This window comes from Actinomadura rifamycini DSM 43936 (assembly GCF_000425065.1).
In the GTDB taxonomy this organism is placed as follows: domain Bacteria; phylum Actinomycetota; class Actinomycetes; order Streptosporangiales; family Streptosporangiaceae; genus Spirillospora; species Spirillospora rifamycini.
On the sequence record NZ_KE384300.1, the window covers coordinates 259,315 to 277,822 of the forward strand.

At 74.3% G+C, this 18,508-nt stretch carries 15 protein-coding genes; 11 read left to right on the top strand and 4 right to left on the bottom strand.

Features of this window, described 5'->3' with window-relative positions; all coding sequences use genetic code 11:
• The first annotated feature begins 51 nt into the window (after nt 1-51).
• From ppdK to H505_RS0134625, 8 genes are all read left to right on the top strand, one after another.
• A complete protein-coding gene (gene ppdK, locus H505_RS0134590) occupies nt 52-2,742 on the top strand; it encodes a pyruvate, phosphate dikinase (protein ID WP_026405596.1) in 2,691 nt (896 codons plus the stop codon).
• Between the two features lie 219 nt (nt 2,743-2,961).
• The gene (locus H505_RS46345) at nt 2,962-3,657 is read left to right on the top strand and encodes a YdcF family protein (protein WP_064743771.1); all 696 of its coding nucleotides are present in this window, start codon (nt 2,962-2,964) and stop codon (nt 3,655-3,657) included.
• A 61-nt stretch (nt 3,658-3,718) separates the two neighbouring features.
• Nucleotides 3,719-4,981, top strand: coding sequence for a deoxyguanosinetriphosphate triphosphohydrolase (locus tag H505_RS0134600; protein ID WP_026405597.1), 1,263 nt, complete (start codon nt 3,719-3,721; stop codon nt 4,979-4,981).
• Nucleotides 4,982-5,081: 100 nt separating this feature from the next.
• Entirely contained in the window at nt 5,082-6,308 is a 1,227-nt protein-coding gene (locus H505_RS0134605) for an NAD(P)/FAD-dependent oxidoreductase (RefSeq protein ID WP_026405598.1), read from the top strand.
• Between the two features lie 60 nt (nt 6,309-6,368).
• Nucleotides 6,369-7,559, top strand: a complete 1,191-nt coding sequence (locus H505_RS0134610; protein WP_026405599.1) for an MFS transporter — start codon at nt 6,369-6,371, stop codon at nt 7,557-7,559.
• A 60-nt stretch (nt 7,560-7,619) separates the two neighbouring features.
• Nucleotides 7,620-8,081, top strand: a complete 462-nt coding sequence (locus H505_RS0134615) for a GtrA family protein (RefSeq protein ID WP_026405600.1) — start codon at nt 7,620-7,622, stop codon at nt 8,079-8,081.
• A 1-nt stretch (nt 8,082) separates the two neighbouring features.
• Nucleotides 8,083-8,946: an RNA polymerase sigma factor SigJ gene (sigJ, locus tag H505_RS46350; protein WP_034521284.1), complete on the top strand. Its 864-nt coding sequence runs from the start codon at nt 8,083-8,085 to the stop codon at nt 8,944-8,946.
• A 69-nt stretch (nt 8,947-9,015) separates the two neighbouring features.
• The gene (locus H505_RS0134625; protein WP_034521287.1) at nt 9,016-9,456 is read left to right on the top strand and encodes a carboxymuconolactone decarboxylase family protein; all 441 of its coding nucleotides are present in this window, start codon (nt 9,016-9,018) and stop codon (nt 9,454-9,456) included.
• 88 nt (nt 9,457-9,544) lie between these two features.
• Here the strand turns inward: H505_RS0134625 and H505_RS0134630 are convergent, their stop codons facing one another.
• The 3 genes from H505_RS0134630 to H505_RS0134640 all read right to left on the bottom strand — a co-directional run bounded on the left by H505_RS0134630 (nt 9,545) and on the right by H505_RS0134640 (nt 11,610).
• The gene (locus H505_RS0134630) at nt 9,545-10,414 is read right to left on the bottom strand and encodes an LLM class F420-dependent oxidoreductase (protein WP_026405602.1); all 870 of its coding nucleotides are present in this window, start codon (nt 10,412-10,414) and stop codon (nt 9,545-9,547) included.
• 189 nt (nt 10,415-10,603) lie between these two features.
• Complete coding sequence (locus H505_RS46355; protein WP_051301501.1) at nt 10,604-11,014, bottom strand: hypothetical protein; 411 nt, start codon at nt 11,012-11,014, stop codon at nt 10,604-10,606.
• Nucleotides 11,005-11,610 (bottom strand): TIGR03086 family metal-binding protein, encoded by a 606-nt coding sequence (locus H505_RS0134640; RefSeq protein ID WP_026405603.1) that lies wholly within the window; start codon nt 11,608-11,610, stop codon nt 11,005-11,007. The genes H505_RS46355 and H505_RS0134640 overlap by 10 nt, the downstream gene beginning before the upstream one ends.
• Before the next feature lie 80 nt (nt 11,611-11,690).
• On the opposite strand from H505_RS0134640, the gene pdxR reads away from it, so the two are divergent.
• Together pdxR and H505_RS0134650 are read left to right on the top strand one after the other, a co-directional pair.
• A complete protein-coding gene (gene pdxR, locus H505_RS0134645) occupies nt 11,691-13,097 on the top strand; it encodes a MocR-like pyridoxine biosynthesis transcription factor PdxR (protein WP_026405604.1) in 1,407 nt (468 codons plus the stop codon).
• Between the two features lie 240 nt (nt 13,098-13,337).
• The gene (locus H505_RS0134650) at nt 13,338-14,852 is read left to right on the top strand and encodes a flavin monoamine oxidase family protein (protein ID WP_245592709.1); all 1,515 of its coding nucleotides are present in this window, start codon (nt 13,338-13,340) and stop codon (nt 14,850-14,852) included.
• 128 nt (nt 14,853-14,980) lie between these two features.
• Here H505_RS0134650 and H505_RS0134655 read toward each other — a convergent pair whose 3' ends face one another.
• Entirely contained in the window at nt 14,981-16,258 is a 1,278-nt protein-coding gene (locus tag H505_RS0134655) for an ABC transporter ATP-binding protein (protein WP_026405606.1), read from the bottom strand.
• A 203-nt stretch (nt 16,259-16,461) separates the two neighbouring features.
• Here H505_RS0134655 and dnaG point away from each other — a divergent pair, with 203 nt between their 5' ends.
• A complete protein-coding gene (gene dnaG, locus H505_RS0134660; RefSeq protein ID WP_026405607.1) occupies nt 16,462-18,441 on the top strand; it encodes a DNA primase in 1,980 nt (659 codons plus the stop codon).
• Nucleotides 18,442-18,508 lie beyond the last annotated feature (67 nt).

Below are 18,508 nucleotides of genomic sequence, written 5' to 3' on the forward strand. Positions count from 1 at the left end.
AGCGGGACCGGCACTGTCCCTGGCAGAAACCGGAGCGAGAAGGAGCTCCCCGTGGCGAAGTTCGTGTACGACTTCACTGAGGGCAACAAGGACCTCAAAGATCTGCTGGGCGGCAAGGGCGCCAACCTGGCCGAGATGACCAACCTCGGACTGCCCGTGCCTCCCGGGTTCACGATCACCACGGAGGCGTGCCGGCACTACCTCGAGCACGGGGGCCTCCCCGACGGGCTCCAGGACGAGGTGGACCGGCACCTGGCCGAGCTCGAGCGCGCGATGGGCAAGCGCCTCGGGCAGAGCGACGACCCGCTGCTGGTCAGCGTCCGGTCCGGCGCGAAGTTCAGCATGCCGGGCATGATGGAGACCGTCCTGAACGTCGGCCTCAACGACGAGTCCGTGCTGGGCCTCGCCGCGCAGGCGGGCGACGAGCGGTTCGCGTGGGACTCCTACCGGCGCCTCATCCAGATGTTCGGCGGCACGGTCCTCGGCATCGACGGCGAGCTGTTCGAGGACGCCGTGGACGCCGCGAAGAAGGCGCGCGGGACGGCCGACGACGTCGACCTCACCGCCGAGGACTTCAAGGGCCTCGTCGAGAAGTTCAAGGCCATCGTCCGCGAGCAGGCCGGGCGCGACTTCCCGACCGACCCCCGCGAGCAGATGGACCTCGCCGTCCGCGCCGTGTTCGACTCCTGGAACGCCCCCCGCGCGATCCTGTACCGCCGCCAGGAGCGCATCCCCGTCGACCTCGGCACCGCCGTGAATATCTGCTCGATGGTGTTCGGCAACCTCGGCATGGACTCCGGGACGGGCGTCGCGTTCACCCGCGACCCCGCGTCCGGGCAGCAGGGCATCTACGGCGACTACCTGCAGAACGCGCAGGGCGAGGACGTCGTCGCCGGCATCCGCAACACGGTCCCGCTGACCGAGCTGGAGCGCCTCGACAAGGCGTCCTACGACCGGCTCCTCCAGATCATGGAGAAGCTGGAGAACCACTACCTCGACATGTGCGACATCGAGTTCACGATCGAGCGCGGGAAGCTGTGGATGCTGCAGACCCGGGTCGGCAAGCGGACCGCCGCCGCGGCGTTCCGCATCGCCTGCCAGCTGCTCGACCAGGGGCTCATCGACGCCGACGAGGCCGCCCGCCGCGTCAAGGGCGACCAGCTCGCGCAGCTGATGTTCCCCCGCTTCACCTCCACCACCGACGGCATCGCCAAGCTGACGCGCGGCATGAACGCCTCGCCGGGCGCCGCCGTCGGCAAGGTCGTGTTCACCTCCGAGCGGGCCGTCGAGCTGGCCGAGCGCGGCGAGGACGTCATCCTCGTCCGCCGCGAGACCAACCCCGACGACCTCGCCGGGATGATGGCCGCCCAGGGCGTCCTGACGTCCCGCGGCGGCAAGACCTCGCACGCCGCGGTCGTCGCGCGCGGCATGGGCAAGACGTGCGTGTGCGGCGCCGAGGAACTCGACGTCGACGTCAAGGCGGGCCGGTTCACCGCCCCGGACGGGACGACCGTGGCCGAGGGCGACGTGATCTCGATCGACGGGTCGTCCGGCGACGTCTACCTCGGCGAGGTCCCGGCCGAGGACTCCCCGGTCGTCCGGTACTTCGAGGGCGGGCTCGCGGCCGCCGACGGCGACGACCTCGTCAAGGCCGTCGACCGCCTGATGCGGCACGCCGACGAGCGCGCCGCGCTCGCCGTCCGCGCGAACGCCGACAACCCCGAGGACTCGGCGCGCGCCCGCCGGTTCGGGGCGCGCGGCATCGGCCTGTGCCGCACCGAGCACATGTTCCTCGGCGACCGGCGGCGGCTCGTCGAGACGCTGATCCTGGCCGAGGACGACGCGGAGCGGCAGGCCGCCCTGGACGCCCTGGAGCCGCTGCAGCGCAGCGACTTCGAGGGCATCTTCGAAGCCATGGACGGGCTGCCGGTCACGATCCGGCTGATCGACCCGCCGCTGCACGAATTCCTCCCCGACCTCACCGAGCTGTCGGTGAAGGTCGCGCTCGCCGGCGACGGCGCGGACCCACGGGACCGCAGGCTCCTGGAGGCGGTCAACCGACTGCACGAGCAGAACCCTATGTTGGGATTGCGGGGCGTGCGGCTGGGTTTGGTGATTCCCGGCCTGTTCTCCATGCAGGTGCGCGCGATCGCCGAGGCCGCGGCGGCGCGGCGGGCCGCGGGCGGCGACCCGCGCCCCGAGATCATGATCCCGCTCGTCGGCGCGGTCCAGGAACTGGAGGCCGTCCGCGACGAGGCCCGCGAGGTCCTCGCGGACGTGGCCCGGGAGACCGGCGTGGACGTCCCCGCGCTGATCGGCACCATGATCGAGCTGCCGCGGGCGGCGCTGACCGCCGGTCAGATCGCCGAGGCCGCCGAGTTCTTCTCCTTCGGCACGAACGACCTCACCCAGACGACGTGGGGCTTCTCCCGCGACGACGTCGAGGCCGCGTTCTTCTCCCGCTACCTCGAACTCGGCATCTTCGGCGCGTCGCCGTTCGAGACGCTCGACCGCGACGGCGTCGGGCGGCTCGTCCGGATCGCCGCCGAGGAGGGGCGCCGCGCCCGCCCGGGCCTCAAGCTCGGGATCTGCGGGGAGCACGGCGGCGACCCCGACTCGGTCCACTTCTGCCACGAGACCGGCCTCGACTACGTGTCGTGCTCGCCGTTCCGGGTACCCGTGGCGCGGCTCGAGGCGGGCCGCGCCGCGATCATGGCGGCGGACGCGGCCGGCGGCCGCTGAGCGCGCCCTCCGCGCGGCGGCCGGGCGCGCCGGCCGCCGCGCGGAGGGCGGGGGACGGACGTGTGGTGCGGGCGACACGTCCGATCCGGGAACTTCGCACATCCGCCGGGCCATCTAACTAGCGTGGCCGACACGATGACGTTGGAACTGGAGCACCCGGAATCCGCAGGGGGGAGCCGGGGCGGACGGCACGGTCGGCGAGGCGGACCGTCCCGGGCGGTGATCCCGGTCGGTCTCGTCCTCGGCCTGCTGATCGTCGCCCTGCTCACCCCCCTCACCATCGCCGCGCGCATCTGGTACGAGGCGCGCCAGGACGAGCGTCCGCGCTCGGACGCGATCATCGTCCTCGGCGCCGCGCAGTACAACGGGAAACCGTCGCCGACGCTGCAGTGGCGCTTGCAGCACGCGCTGAACCTGTACCGGGACGGGGTCGCGCCCGCGATCGTCACCGTCGGCGGGAAGCAGCCCGGCGACACCTACACCGAGGCGGGATCGGGCCGCCGCTGGCTGGTCGAGAAGGGCGGGGTGCCCGCCGGGGACGTCGTGGCGGTGCCCACCGGCCGCGACACCCTGGAGAGCTTCGCGGCCGTCGGGCGGCTGTACGGCGAGCGCGGCTGGTCGTCCGGCGTGGTCGTCTCCGACCCGTGGCACTCGTTCCGGTCCGAGCGGCTGGCCGCCGACCACGGCATCGAGGCCGCGGCGTCCCCGACGCGCAGCGGCCCGAGCGTCCAGACCCGCGAGACGCAGGCGTACTACATCGTCCGGGAGACGGGCGCCTACCTGTCGTACGCGTTCCTCGGCGGCGACGGCGAGCCCGCCCCGCCCTCCGGCGGCGACCGGCCCGCCGGGGGCGGGGGCGACGGCGCGGCCGGGGACGGCGCCGGGGACGGCGGCACCGGGACGTCCGCGCGGTGACGCGGAGCCGTCGCCCGCGGTCCGCCGCGGCGTCACGGCCGCCGCTTACCCTGGACGGGAGATGACCACCTACACCGAGCACGACCGGCGCCGCTGGGCGCCCGAGCCGTCCAAGCGGCGCGACCGCACCGCCTTCGAGCGCGACCGGGCGCGCGTCCTGCACAGCGCCGCGCTGCGCCGCCTGGCCGCCAAGACGCAGGTCGCGTCGCCGGGGTCGGACGCCGGCGACGACACCGTGCAGAGCCTGCGCACCCGCCTCACCCACTCGCTGGAGTGCGCCCAGGTGGGCCGCGAGCTCGGCAAGGCGCTGGGCTGCGACCCCGACCTGGTGGAGACGGCCTGCCTGTCGCACGACATCGGGCACCCGCCGTTCGGGCACAACGGGGAGGCCGCCCTAGACGTCGTCGCGCGCGACTGCGGCGGGTTCGAAGGCAACGCGCAGAGCCTGCGTGTCCTGACCAGGCTGGAGCCGAAGTCGTTCGCCCCCGACGGCCCGCCCCTGCACGGCCGCAGCGTGGGCCTCAACCTGACGCGGGCCGCGCTGGACGCCGCGATGAAGTACCCCTGGACGGCGGGCACGCCGCAGGCCGCCGCCGGCCACGGGAAGTTCGGCGTGTACGAGGACGACCTGGACGTCGCGGGCTGGGTGCGGGAGGGCGCCGAGCCCGGCCGCACCTGCTTCGAGGCCCAGGTCATGGACTGGAGCGACGACGTCGCCTACTCCGTCCACGACCTGGAGGACGCCCTGGTCGCCGGGCACATCGACTTCGCGCGGCTCGCCGACCCCGCCGAGCGACGCCTCGTCGCCGCGACCGCCCGCAAGCTGTACTGCGCCGACGCCGACATGGCCGAGCTCGAGGAGCGCTTCGCGATGCTGCTCGCCGAGCCGTACTGGCCGTCCCGCTACGACGGGACGCCGCGCAGCCTCGCCGCCCTGAAGAACCTCACGAGCACGCTGATCGGCCGGTTCTGCCTGGCCGCGGAGGACGCGACGCGCGCCGCGCACGGCGACCGCCCGCTGACCCGCTACGCCGCGGACCTGATCGTCCCGCGCGCGGCCCGGCTGGAGAACGCGCTGCTCAAGGGCATCACCGCGCACTACGTGTGGATCAGCCACGAGGAGGTCCGGGCCCGGCAGCGCACGCTGATCACCGAGCTGGCCGAGCTGATGCTCGCGGGCGCCCCGGGCACCCTCGAGCCGGGCTTCCGCGCCGCGTTCGAGGAGGCGGACGACGACGCCGGCCGGCTCCGCGCGGTCGTCGACCAGATCGCCTCGCTCACCGACATCTCCGCGATCGCCCGCCACCGGCTGCTCACCGGCTGACCTCGGGACGGGACGTCCCGTCCGACTCGCCTTCCTCTGGACCCTTGTCTCATCACGGATGTCACTGTGAGGATGACTCAAGGTGACCATAGGAGGCATCATGCCCGAGGGGACGTTCGTCATCGTGGGCGCCGGCCTGGCCGGCGCCAAGGCCGCCGAGACGCTCCGGGAGGAGGGCTTCGCGGGCCGGATCCTGCTGATCGGCGAGGAGATCGAGCGCCCGTACGAGCGGCCGCCGCTGTCGAAGGGGTTCCTGCTGGGCGCGGAGCCGCGGGAGAAGGCCCACGTGCACGATCCCGAGTGGTACGGCGAGCACGGCGTCGAGCTGCGGCTCGGGGTGGCGGTGGACGCGCTCGACGCCGCGGCGCACGTCGTCCGGCTGGCGACGGGCGAGCGGATCGGCTACGACCGGGCGCTGCTCGCGACCGGCGCGACCCCGCGGCGCCTCGACGTCCCGGGCGCGCGGCTCCAGGGCATCCACTACCTGCGGACGATGGCGGACGCGGCGGCGCTGAAGCAGGCGCTCGTGCACGGCGGCCGCCGGGTGGTGGTGGCCGGGGCGGGCTGGATCGGGCTGGAGACGGCCGCGGCGGCGCGCGCGCACGGCAACGACGTGACGGTCATCGAGCCGGAGCCGGTCCCGCTGCATCAGGCCGTCGGGCCCGAGATCGGCAGGATGTTCGCCGACCTGCACCGCGACAACGGCGTCGACCTGCGGCTGGAGCAGGGCGTCGCGGGGTTCTGGGGCGCCGGGCAGGTGTCGGCGGCGGTCACGTCCGGCGGCGCGGAGGTGCCCGCGGACGTCGTGGTCGTCGGGATCGGGGTGCGGCCGAACACCCGGCTGGCGGAGGCCGCGGGGCTGGAGGTGTCGGACGGCGTCCTCGTGGATCCGTCGCTGCGCACGTCCGACCCGGACGTGTTCGCGGCGGGCGACGTCGCGAACGCCTACAACCCGCTGCTGGGGCGCCGCGTCCGCGTCGAGCACTGGGCGAACGCGCTGAACGGCGGCCCGGCCGCGGCGCGCGCGATGCTGGACCGCGAGGTCGTCTACGACCGGATCCCGTACTTCTTCAGCGACCAGTTCGACCTCGGCATGGAGATGTCGGGGGTCGCCGCGCCGGGCGAGTACGACGAGGTGGTGTACCGGGGCGACCGCGCGTCCGGCGAGTTCGTCGCGTTCTGGCTGGCCGGCGGGCGGGTCGTCGCGGGCATGAACGTGAACGTGTGGGACGTCACGGCGGACGTCCAGGCGCTCATCCGGTCGGGACGGCCGGTGGACGCGGCGCGGCTCGCCGATCCGGGCGTCCCGCTGGCCGACCTGCGCTGACGGAAACGTGGCCGGAACGGTCTCTGTCGGCCGTGCGGTAAGGGACGTACAGTCGGCCGGGTGATTACCGAGAAGATCGCGCCGCCGTCGCCGCGGGCGCGCCTCGCGGTCACGACCGCCTTCGCCGTGCACGGGCTGTTCACCGCCGCGTGGGTGGCCCGCATCCCGCAGATCAAGGACGATCTCGGGCTGAGCGAGGGGACGATGGGCCTCGCGCTGCTCGGCGCCCCGGTCGGGCTGGTGCTGGCGGTCCGGTCGGCGGGCGCGCTCATCGGGCGGTGGGGGAGCCGGTCGGTGACGCTCGCCACGGGCGTCGCCTGCGCGGTGTCGCTGATCCCGCTGGGCCTGGCGGGGAACCTCGGCGCGCTGGTCTGCTCGCTGGCGCTGATGGGCGCGTCGCTGGGGCTGATGGACGTGGCGATGAACGCGCAGGGCGTCGCGGTGGAGCGGTCGTACGGGCGCCCGCTGATGTCGGGGCTGCACGCCTGGTACAGCATCGGGACGCTGCTGGCCGCGCTGATCGGCTCGGCCGCCGCGCACGCGGCCGTCCCGGTCCCGCTGCACTTCGCGGCGGTCGCGGGCGTGCTGGTGCTCGTGCTGCTGCTCGGCTGCCGCGACCTCCTCGACCGGTCGGCGGACGCGACGCCCGCACCGGAGCCGGTCGCCCCGGGAGCGCCCGGCCCGGACGGGACGGCCCGGACGGCGCGGTGGTCGCTGGCGCTGCTCGGGGTCATCGGGCTGTGCTCGTTCGTCGGCGAGGGCGCCGTCGCCGACTGGAGCGCGATCTACCTGCGGGACGACCTCGGGACCGGGCCGGGCACGGCCGGGCTCGGCTACGCGGGCTGCGCGATCGCGATGACGCTCGGCCGCTTCACCGGCGACCGGGTCGTCGCGCGCTTCGGGCCGGTCCGGGTGCTGCGCGCCGGGTCCCTCGTCGCCGCCGCGGGGCTCGGACTCGGGCTGGCGGTGCAGCACCCGGCCGCCGCCGTCGCCGGGTTCACGCTGTTCGGCCTCGGCGTCGCGGCGGTGGCGCCGGTGACGTTCAGCGCGGCCGGGAACCTGCCGGGGGTCCCCGCCGCGACCGGCATCTCCCGCGTCACCGCCGTCGGCTACCTGGGGGTGCTCGGCGGGCCCCCGGTCATCGGGTTCGTCGCGCAGGGCACCGGGCTCGGCTGGGCGCTCGCGGTCCCCGTCGCGCTCGTCGGGCTGATCGTCCTGCTCGCCCCGGCGACCGCGACGGCGGGCCGCTGACCACGTGTTTCTCGAGGGTCCTCCCAAGGTATGAGGATCCCTCGGGTAAGGTCTGGGCGAGTGAGCACCATACAACGGTCGAGACCGCCCGAAACGGTCGCGACCGTCCGGCCGAAACGCGCATTCCTGCGCGAACTGCTCACCTTCGGTTTCGTCGGGTGCGTCGGCACCCTGATCATGATCCTGGGCGCCAACCTGATGCGCGCCTGGCTCGGCGGCAGCCCCATCACGAGCGTCGTCGTGCCCGGGATCGCCTCCACGCTGACGTCCTACCTCGCCAACCGCTTCTGGACGTTCCGGCACCGCGACAGCGACGGGTCCGGCCGCGAGGTCGCCGTCTTCTTCACGCTGAACGGCATCGGGATGCTCATCCAGGTGGCGTGCACCGGCTTCACCCACTACACGCTCGGCCTGCAGAGCGGCGTCGCCTACAACGGGGCGCTGCTGGCGGGCGTCGGCCTCGGCGCCGCCTGGCGCTACTGGTCGTACAAGAGGTGGGTCTTCACCCCCGCCGCCGGCTGACATGGGCCGGCTGGACGACGAGTGGGCGCTGCACCGCCCGGCGGTGTTCGGCGCGGCGTACCGCATCACCGGCTCGGTCGCCGACGCCGAGGACATCGTCCAGGACACGTGGCTGCGCGCCGCGAAGGCGTCCCTCGGCGACGTCCGCGATCTGCGCGCCTGGCTGATCACGGTCGCCGCGCGCCGCGCCTACGACGTCCTCGGCTCGGCGCGCGCCCGCCGCGTCGACTACGTGGGCCCGTGGCTGCCCGAACCGCTGCTCACCGGCCCGGACGCCGCCGAGCCGGTGCTCGTCGACGACACGCTCGGCACCGCGATGCTGCTGGTGATGGAGGAGCTGTCGCCGCCCGAGCGGGTCGCGTTCGTCCTGTACCGGGCGTTCGGCGTCCCGTACGACCGGATCGCGGAGGTGCTCGGGAAGACGCCCGCCGCGTGCCGGCAGCTCGTGTCCCGGGCGCGCCGCAAGGTCGCCGCGGCCCCGCCGCCGTCCGGCGGGCCCGAGGGCGCCCGCGTGCTGGCCGCGTTCCGCGCCGCCTACGAGCGCCGCGACGAGGCCGCGCTGCTCGCACTGCTCGACCCGGACGCCGCCTACACCACCGACGGCGGCGGCCGCGTCTTCGCCGCCCGCAAGATCATCCGCGGTGCCGCCCGGGTCGCCACCGCGCTGCTGCGGACGGCCGCCCGGCACGAATTCCGGGCGGTCCCCGCCGAGGTCAACGGCGGACCCGGCCTGCTGATCCTGCGCGACGGGCGGCTCGCCGCCGTCGACGCGCTCGAGATCGCGGACGGCCGCGTCGTCGCCTACCGCCGCGTCCTGAACCCCGCCAAGTTCCGCGCCCCCGGGCTGCGGGACGGGACCGGCTGAACCGGTCGGCCCGGGCGCGTCACAACCGGCGGGGGTGCGCCGTCTCCCTGGTGACGAAAGGAGACGATCATGCCGCGCATGCTGCTGAAGGACGCGAGCCCCGAGGTCTACCAGGGGATCATCAAGACCGCCGCGGTGATCCACGGCGGGCCGCTCGACCGCGCCGTCCAGGAGTTGATCAAGTTGCGTGCGTCCCAGCTCAACGGGTGCGCGTTCTGCGTCGACATCCACTCCCGGGACGCGCGCCGGAACGGCGAGCGCGAGGAGCGCCTGCACCACCTCCCCGTCTGGCGGGAGTCGCCGCTCTACACCGGCGCCGAGCGGGCGGCGCTCGCCTACACCGAGGCGGTCACGCGGCGGGAGCCGGTGACCGACGCGATGTGGGCGACGCTGCGCGAGCACTACCCGGACGACCGGGAGGCCGGCGACCTCGTGGGGCTGGTGGCGCTCATCAACGCGCTGAACCTGTTCGGCGTCCCGCTGCACTACCACGAGATGATCGAGGGCTGACGAGATGATCGAAGGCTGACGAGATGATCGAAGGGTGACCGCCGGGGACGTCCCCGCGCCCGGCGCGCGGGGGCGTCCCCGGCCCGCCTCACCGGCCCGCGGGGACGATCTTCTCCGTCTGCGCCCGCGCCTCGGCGAGCGGGCCGACCAGGTCCCGGCCGGTGCCCCGGGAGAACATCACGTGGTCGACGCCCGCCTCGGCGAGCCGACCGATCGTGTCGACGGCCGCGTCCACCGACGGCGCGTCCCGGAACTGCGTCAGCGCCGTCTTCTCGATCTCGGCGTAGTCGCGGCCCTGCCGCTCGCAGTGCTCCCGCAGGACGTCCAGTTTGTGCGGCAGTTCGTCGCCGTCGAAGACGTTGCAGGCGTCGGCGTACTCGGCGACGAGCCGCAAGGTCTTCTTCTCGCCGGCGCCGCCGACGAGGATGGGCGGGTGCGGGCGGCGCAGCGCGGGCGGCGAGTTGAGCGGACGCTCCAGCCGGTAGTGGCGGCCCTCGAACGGCGATTCGTCGCCCTTCCACATCCGGTGCGCGATCCGCAGCGTCTCCTCCAGCCGCTCGTACCGCTCCGGCCTCGGCGGGAACGCGACGCCGAGCCCCCGCGACTCCTCCTCGTGCCACGCGGCGCCGATGCCGAGCCACGCCCGTCCGCCCGACAGGACGTCCAGGGTGGTGACCGTCTTGACGAGGATCCCGGGGTGCCGGTAGGTGACGCCGGTGACCAGGGTCCCGAGGGTGATGTTCTCCGTGAGCGCCGCCGCGTACGCGAGCGCCGAGTAGCCCTCGAGCATCGGCTCCTCGGCGGCGCCGACCATGCCGATCTGGAAGAAGTGGTCCATCACCCACAGCGAGTGCAGCCCGGCCTGGTCGGCGTCGCGGGCGACGCCCCCGAACTCCGGGCCGATCCGCTCGGGCCCGCCGGGGAAGGTGTAGCTGGGAACCTGAAGTCCGATGCGCATGGGTGCCCCTCGTCGTGCCGGTCGTCGTCGTGCCGGTCTCGTCGGTGCCGGCCGCCGTCGTCATCGCCGCCGCGATCCGGAGCGCGCTCCAGGCCAGGCGCGCTCCGGGCCCCCTACCCGCCGCCGGGGCGCGCGAACGCCCGTCCTGGAGCGGACGCGGAGTCCGGGCGGCTCCGGGAGGACCGGCCTCTACCGGGGCCCGCGCCGCGGCGCGGCCTCCGGCAGATCGAGGAAGCGCGCGGCGCGCTCCCACGTCGCGGCCCGGTCGAAGGCGTCGGCCTCCCAGGTCACGGCACGGATCTCGCCGCGGCCGCGGTACCGCCGCATGATCGCGACGTGCTCCGGCAGCCGCACGAACCCGCGCAGCGCGGCCTCGTCCGTCCAGACCGACACCGAGCCGCTCCGGCGTTCCAGCGGCAGCGACCAGAGCCAGAGCCCGACGGCGCCCGGCAGTTCCGGCCAGGAGCGGCGCAGGGCCATGCCGGCCCGGGCGACGCCCGGCAGGTCGCGCGCGCGGGCGCAGGTGAAGTCGGTGACGCTGACCAGGACCGGTCCCGGGGCCGCCGCGGGACCGGCGAGCCAGTGCGTCCTCACCGCCATGCGGGGGAGCGGCCGAGGAGGGCGAGCAGCCGGTCGCGCGGTGCGGCGCCGCCGGCGACCGGGACGGGCGGGGCGAACGCCTCGCCCGGCACCCGCCCGTCCTCCGGGACGATCGCGGCGATCCGCAGCGACGCCTCGACGAGGTCGGCGTCCGGTTCCCACGGGACGCCGATCGCGACGGCCGCGTCCCACGCGTGGACGACGGCGTCCACGAGGTGGAACCCGATCGCGAGCGCGGCGGGGACGGTGGTGCCGTCGCCGATCTCGGGCAGGTGGAGCGTGTCGCGCGGGCCGGTCGCGGCGAACGCGGCGGTCACCAGGTCGGCGGACGCCGCCGCGGACGCGAGGGGATCGTCGCCGAGGTCGGCGCCGCGCCAGACGGACGGCCGCGCGCCCTCGCCCCGGGCGGCGGCGGCGAAGCCCGCGTCCTGGTTCAGCTGGTGCCGGATCAGGCCGTGCAGGGTCCAGTCCGGGCAGGGCGTGGGGAGGGCCAGCATGTCCGGCTTCACCTGCGCGACGGTGTCGAGCCAGAGGTCGAGGGCCCTCCGGTCGAGGGGGCGGAAATCGCTGGCGAGCAGCGTCTTCAGCAGACTCATGCGGCAACCGTAGGGTCGCGATCGGCCCAATGACAGGGCCAAATTTGCGGTGTTCGACTGAGCCGATCTACGGTCGTGCGGTGGACCTCCACGTGAGCCTGGTCGGCCGGAAGGACCTGTCCGGGCAGATCTACCGGCAGCTCCGGGACGCGATCCTGGACGGGCGGCTGCGGGCGGCCGAGCCGGTGCCGCCGACGCGGGAGCTGGCGCGGCGGCTCGCCGTCTCCCGCAACACCGTCGCCGTCGCCTACGACCGCCTCGCCGCCGAGGGGTTCCTGTACAGCCGGGTGGGCGCGGGCACGTTCGTCCAGGAGGCGGGCGCGGCGCCGCGCGGGGCCCCGGCCGCGTCGCCGCCGCGGCCGCGCCGCATCTGGGACGGCCTGGAGATCTGGCCGCGCCCCATGCCCGGGATCCGCTGGGACCTGCGCGCCGGGCTCCCGGACGTGCGGCTGTTCCCGTTCGAGGCGTGGCGGCGCATCACCGCCGGGGTGCTGCGCCCGTCCGGGCTGCGGGACGCCGCGTCGGCCGGCGACCCGGCGGGGCTCGCGGACCTGCGGGAGGCGATCGCGCGGCACGTCGGCGTGTCCCGCTCGGTGCGGGCGGGACCGGCGGACGTCCTGGTCACCTCGGGCACGCAGCAGGCGATCGACCTGATCGTCCGGGTGCTGCTGGAGCCGGGCGACGTCGTGGCCGTCGAGGACCCCGGCTACCCGCCGGTCGTGATGCTGCTGCGCGCCGCCGGGCTCCGGGTCGTCGGCGTGCCCGTCGACGCGGAGGGGCTGCGGGTGGACGGGCTGCCCGGTGCGGCCCGCGCCGTCTACGTCACGCCGTCCCACCAGTTCCCGCTGGGCATGCCCATGTCGCTGCCCCGCCGCCGCGCGCTGCTGGGCTGGGCGCGGCGCCGCGACGCCGTGGTCATCGAGGACGACTACGACACCGAGTTCCGGTACGGCGGGCGCCCGATCGAGCCGCTGCAGAGCCTCGACGAGGACGGCCGCGTGCTCTACACCGGGACGTTCTCCAAGGTCATGCGGCCGGTGCTGCGCCTCGGGTTCCTCGTCGCGCCGCCGACGCTGCACCGCGCGCTCCGGCTCGCCAGGTACGCGTCGAGCTGGCACGCCGAGCTGCCCGCGCAGGCCGCGCTCGCCCGGTTCATCGACGAGGGCCTGCTGGCCCGGCACGTCCGCCGGTCGCGCCGCGCCTACCAGGCCCGGCACGAGCGGGTGGCCGAGCTCGCGGGCCGCTGGTCGCGGCCCGTCCCGGCCGAGGCGGGGCTGCACCTGAGCGCGCCGCTGCCCGCCGGGACCGACGACGCCGCCGTCGCCCGGCGCGCCCTCGACGCCGGCATCGGACTGTTCGCGCTGTCGGAGTTCGCCGTGACGGGGCCCGCCGCGCCCGGCCTCGTGCTCGGCTACGGCGCCGCCGACGAGGCCGCGATCGGCGCGGCCCTCGCGCGGCTGGAGCGGATCATCACCGGACGGGCGTGACGCGCGCCCGACCTGGGCGAACGGGACGGTGATCCACGAATCACCCTCAGTTAGTGATCATCTGGCAACACGGTACTTACGGAACCGACCCGCGACGATAACGGAACGCTCCAAGACTCCTCGCTGTCGAAATCTTGGAGGTGTTCCTTGGCGACAAGGGAACAGTCACAGGGAGTCAACCGCCGGTCGTTCCTTACCGGGGTGGGAAGGGCGGGCGGGGCGGGCGCGATGTTCGCCACCATGGGGGCACTGGGCCTGGCCCCCTCCGCCGAGGCCGCGACCAAGGCGCCCTTCCAGCCCCCGCGGCCCTCCGACTTCCGGCTGCGAGGGCGCGCAGCCGCCAGGGTGCTGATCCTCGGCGGGGGCGTGGCGGGCCTGGCGGCGGCCTACGAACTGGGTAAGGCCGGGTACCACTGCACGGTCCTGGAGGCCCGGGACCGGGTGGGCGGCCGCAACCTGACCCTGCGCGGCGGCGACCGGCTCACCGAGATGGGCGGCGCCGCGCAGCGGGCGGAATTCGGCCGCGGCCAGTACATGAACGCCGGTCCGGCGCGCATCGCGCAGTGGATGACCACCATGGACTACTGCCGCGAACTCGGTGTCCCCCTGGAGGTGTTCACCAACACCAATGCCGAAGCGCTGATCTACAACGAGTCCGCCGGAATGGACGCGCCGGTCAAATGGCGCACCGCCAAGGCCGACGTGTACGGCTACATCTCCGAGCTTCTCGCCAAGGCCACCGACCAGGGCGCACTGAACGGACGGCTCACCGCGGACGACAAGGAGCGGCTGCTGTCGTTCCTGGCGGACTTCGGCGCCATCGGGCCCAAGTCCGGCGGATACGCCTACACCGGCACCGGACGGCGCGGCTACGCCGTGGACCCGGGCGCGGGAGCGCAGGCCGGCACGGTGCTGGGCCCGCCGCCGTCCCTGTCGGACGTCCTCGCCAGCGGGGTCGGCCGCTCCCTCTCCTTCGAGTTCGGCTACAGCCAGGCGATGCTGATGTTCCAGCCGGTCGGCGGCATGGACGCCATCCCGCGGGCGCTGGCCGAAGCGGTCGGCAAGGGCCGGATCAGGACCGGTGCGAAGGTCACCGGGATCACCGACCGGACGGGCGGGACCCGGGTCGAGTACGTCCAGAACGGCCGGACCCGCGCGGCCGAAGCCGACTACGTCATCGCCGCGCTCCCGCCGCACATCCTCGCCAGGATCCCGCACAACCTCGGCGCGAACGTCCAGGCGGCGCTGGGCACCCCGGTCCCGGCCTCCACCGGCAAGATCGGCATCGAGTACGACGGCCGCTGGTGGGAGCGGGACGAGAACATCTACGGGGGCATCACCAACACCGACCTGGACCTCGCCACCATCTGGTACCCCTCGTACGGCTACCACGGCCGGAGCGGGCTGCTCATCGGCTACTACAACTTCGGCTCCGCCGCCGACGCGTACGCCCGCATGACCCATGCGCAGCGGCTCCGGCGCGCCCTCGACCAGGGCGCGAAGATCCACGGCCCCCGGTACCGGCGGGGCGTCACGGCGTCGGTGTCGATCGCCTGGTCCCGGCAGGAGCACATCGAGGGCGGCTGGATCGGGTGGCCCGACCGCGGCGCCGAGTACCGGCTGCTCAACGAGCCGCAGGGCAACGTCTACTTCTGCGGCGACTGGCTCAGCCACGAGATCGCCTGGCAGCACGGGTCGTTCGAGTCGGCGCGCAAGGTCGTGACCGAACTCCACCAGCGCGTCCTGAAGTCCTGAGGAGGCCGGCCGGCACCAACACCGCGGCGCCCGCCGGGACGCCGGGACGCTACATCGGTTTCCCGGACGGCGCGCGGCGCCCCGCCGGGCCGGACCGCCCCGGCGGGGCTCCGCCCCGGTCCGCCGGGTCAGCGCCGGACGGGCGTGACGCGCTTCCCGTCCGCGTCGAAGATCAGCATCCGGTCGAACGCGACGGTCAGCGCCACGCGGTCGCCCGGGTTCGGCCGCCGGCCGGAACCGATCCGGAAGACGAGGTCGGAGCGCCGGTGGTGGCCCGCGTGCTCCTCCTCCGGCGGCGCGGCGTCCGCGGCGGGGCGGCCCAGCATCGTCCGCACCCGGCCGCGGATCCCCGGCCGCTCCGGCTCGGCGTACCCGGCGCGGACGGGACGCCCCACCTGGTTCGCGTCCACGACCGGGATCCCCGCCCCGGCGTAGGCGAGCCACTCGTGCCCGTGGAACTCCAGCGAGCGGACCTGCCCCGACAGGACGGTGCCCGGCGCGGCGGGCGCGCCCGGCGCGATCGGCGTCAGCGTGTCCGGGCGGATCCCCACGATGACCGGGCGGCCGTGCTGGCTGATCAGCCAGGACGCCCGCGGGTCGTCCCACGGGAGCAGCAGCCGCTGCGCGCCGAAGTCGAGCCGCAGGCCCTCGCCCTCGACCGCCCACAGCGTCGCCCGCAGCAGGTTGATCGGCGGCGAGCTGAGGAACGCCGCGACGAACACGGTCGCCGGGTCCTCGTAGATCTGCTCGGGCGTGCCGACGTCCTCGAGCACCCCGTCGCGCAGGACGGCCATGCGGTCGGCCATCGTCATCGCCTCGACCTGGTCGTGCGTGACGTAGACCGTGGTGGTGCGGCTGGAGCGCACCAGCGCGGAGATCTCCACCCGCAGCTCCGTGCGCAGCCCCGCGTCGAGGCTGGACAGCGGCTCGTCCATCAGGAACAGCGACGGCTCGCGGACCAGCGCCCGGCCGATCGCGGCGCGCTGCCGCTGCCCGCCCGACAGCGTGCGCGGCAGCCGGTCGATCATCGTGTTCAGGCCCAGCGCGCGCGCCAGCTCCACCACCCGCGCGGACGCCTCGGCGCGGTCGTCCCCCGACACCTCCAGCGGGAACATCATGTTCCCCTTGACGGTGCGGTGCGGGTACAGCGCGCCTTCCTGGAACACCATGGCGACGTTCCGCTCGCGGGGCGTCAGCTCGTTCGCCACCGAGCCGTTCAGCCGCAGGTCGCCGGAGGTGATCTCCTCCAGGCCCGCGATCATCCGCAGGATCGTCGACTTGCCGCATCCGGACGGGCCCAGCAGGACGAACAGCTCGCCGTCGTTGATCCGGAGCCGCACGTTCCGGACGGCGGCGTGCCCGCCGGGATAGATTTTCTCGACGCCGTCCAGCACAACATCCGTCATCGGGTCCGCCTGGGGGTGGGCAAAATCTCGGTCCGCCATCTCACCGCGCACCGGTCCCGGTTGTCCAGAGCCGCCACCGGGTTACCGACGGTTAACCGGGCCGGGTCCGGCCACCGGCGCGGCGCCGCCCCGCGGGGGCGGCCCGCCGCCCGTTCCCGGCGGGATGCCTCGGATGTCGTCGCCCGGCCGTAGACTCCATCGACGTGGCAGGCCGTATTCGCAATGAGGACATCGCGCTCGTCCGCGAGCGCTCGTCCATCGACGCCGTGATCGGCGAGTACCTGCAGCTTCGCAGTGCGGGCGGCGGCAACCTGAAGGGCCTGTGCCCCTTCCACGACGAGAAGTCCCCGTCGTTCAACGTGACCCCCTCGCGCGGCCTGTACTACTGCTTCGGCTGCGAGGCGGGCGGCGACGTCATCAAGTTCGTCCAGGAGATCGACCACCTGTCGTTCTCCGAGGCGGTGGAGCGGCTCGCGTCGCAGGCCGGCATCCAGCTCCGCTACGAGGACGACGGGCGGCGCGGCCCCCGCCAGGACGGCGGGCAGCGCGCCCGGCTGCTGGAGGCGCACAAGGCCGCCGCCGAGTTCTACGCGGAGCGGCTCGCCGCGCCCGAGGGCGAGATCGCCCGCCGGTTCCTGTCCGAGCGCGGCTTCGAGCCCGCCGACGCCGCCCGGTTCGGCGTCGGGTTCGCGCCGCGCGAGTGGGAGGGCCTCGTCCGGCACCTGCGCGGCCGCGGCTTCGCCGACCGGGACGTCGTCGCGGGCGGCCTCGCCAAGGAGGGGCGGCGCGGGCCGATGGACCGGTTCCGCGGCCGGCTGATGTGGCCGATCCGCGACCTCGGCGGCGACGTCATCGGGTTCGGCGCGCGGCGCCTGTACGACGACGATGACGGCCCCAAGTACCTCAACACCCCCGAGACGCCGCTCTTCCACAAGGGCTCGGTCCTGTACGGGGCCGACCTCGCCAAGAAGGCGATCGCGCGGCGGCGGCAGGCCGTGGTGGTCGAGGGCTACACCGACGTGATGGCCTGCCACCTGGCGGGCGTCGAGACGGCCATCGCCACGTCCGGCACCGCGTTCGGCGACGACCACATCAAGGTACTGCGCCGCCTCCTGATGGACCAGGACGAGTTCCGCGGCGAGGTGATCTTCACGTTCGACGGCGACGCGGCGGGGCAGAAGGCGGCGCTGCGGGCGTTCGACGACGAGCAGAAGTTCGTCAGCCAGACGTTCGTGGCCGTCCAGCCGGACGGCCTCGACCCGTGCGACCTGCGCATCCGGCACGGCGACGCGGCCGTCCGCGACCTGGTGGCGTCCCGGGTGCCGCTGTTCGAGTTCGCGGTGCGCAGCGCGATCGAGCGGCACGACCTCGACACGGTCGAGGGGCGGCTCGCCGCGCTGGACGCCGCGGCCCCGGTCGTCGCCGCGATCAAGGACCGGTCCCGCCGCCACATGTACGCGATCAACCTGGACCGGTGGCTCGGCATCATGGACGAGCAGTTCGTGCTGCGCCGCGTCCGCGAGCTGGCGGCCCGGCGGCACGGCGGCGGCGCGAACGGGCGCGGCGGCCGGCCCGGCGACCCCCGGCGGAACGGTCCGGGCGGCGCCCCGAACGGCCGGAACGGCGGCGGCCGCGACGGCGGTCCCGGCGGTCCCGGCGGCGGCCCGGCGGGCCCGGCGGCGCCCGCCCGTCCGGCCGTCGACCCGAACGACCCCGAGGTGCAGCGGGAGCGCGAGCTGCTGAAACTGGCGGTGCAGCGACCGGCGCTGCTCGGGCCGGGGTTCGACGAGGAGGTCCTGCCCGAGGCGTTCATCGCGCCCCAGCACGCCGCCGTCCGCACGGTGATCGGCTCGGCGGGCGGGGTGACGGCGGCCGGCGCGGTCACCGAATGGGTCGGGGCGCTCCTGGAGCTGTCCCCGAACGACCAGGTCAGGGACCTGATCACCATGCTCGGAGTCGAGCCGGTACGGTCCGCATCCGAAGCGGACGACCGTTATGCCGCGGAACTGCTGGCCCGAATCCAGGAACGCCAGCTCACCCGCATGATCGCCGACGCGAAATCTAAACTCGGGCGGCTGAATCCGGCCGAGAACCCGGAAGTGTACAACCGGCTCTTCGGCGATCTTGTGGCGCTTGAGCAGCAGCGACGGGTGTTGCGTGAGCGCGGTCTTGGAGCGCAGTGAGTCAAGCACCGGCAAAATGGGTCCTGTGATCTAGGCCGCATTTATCGCAAACTGTCTGCGTGAGCCC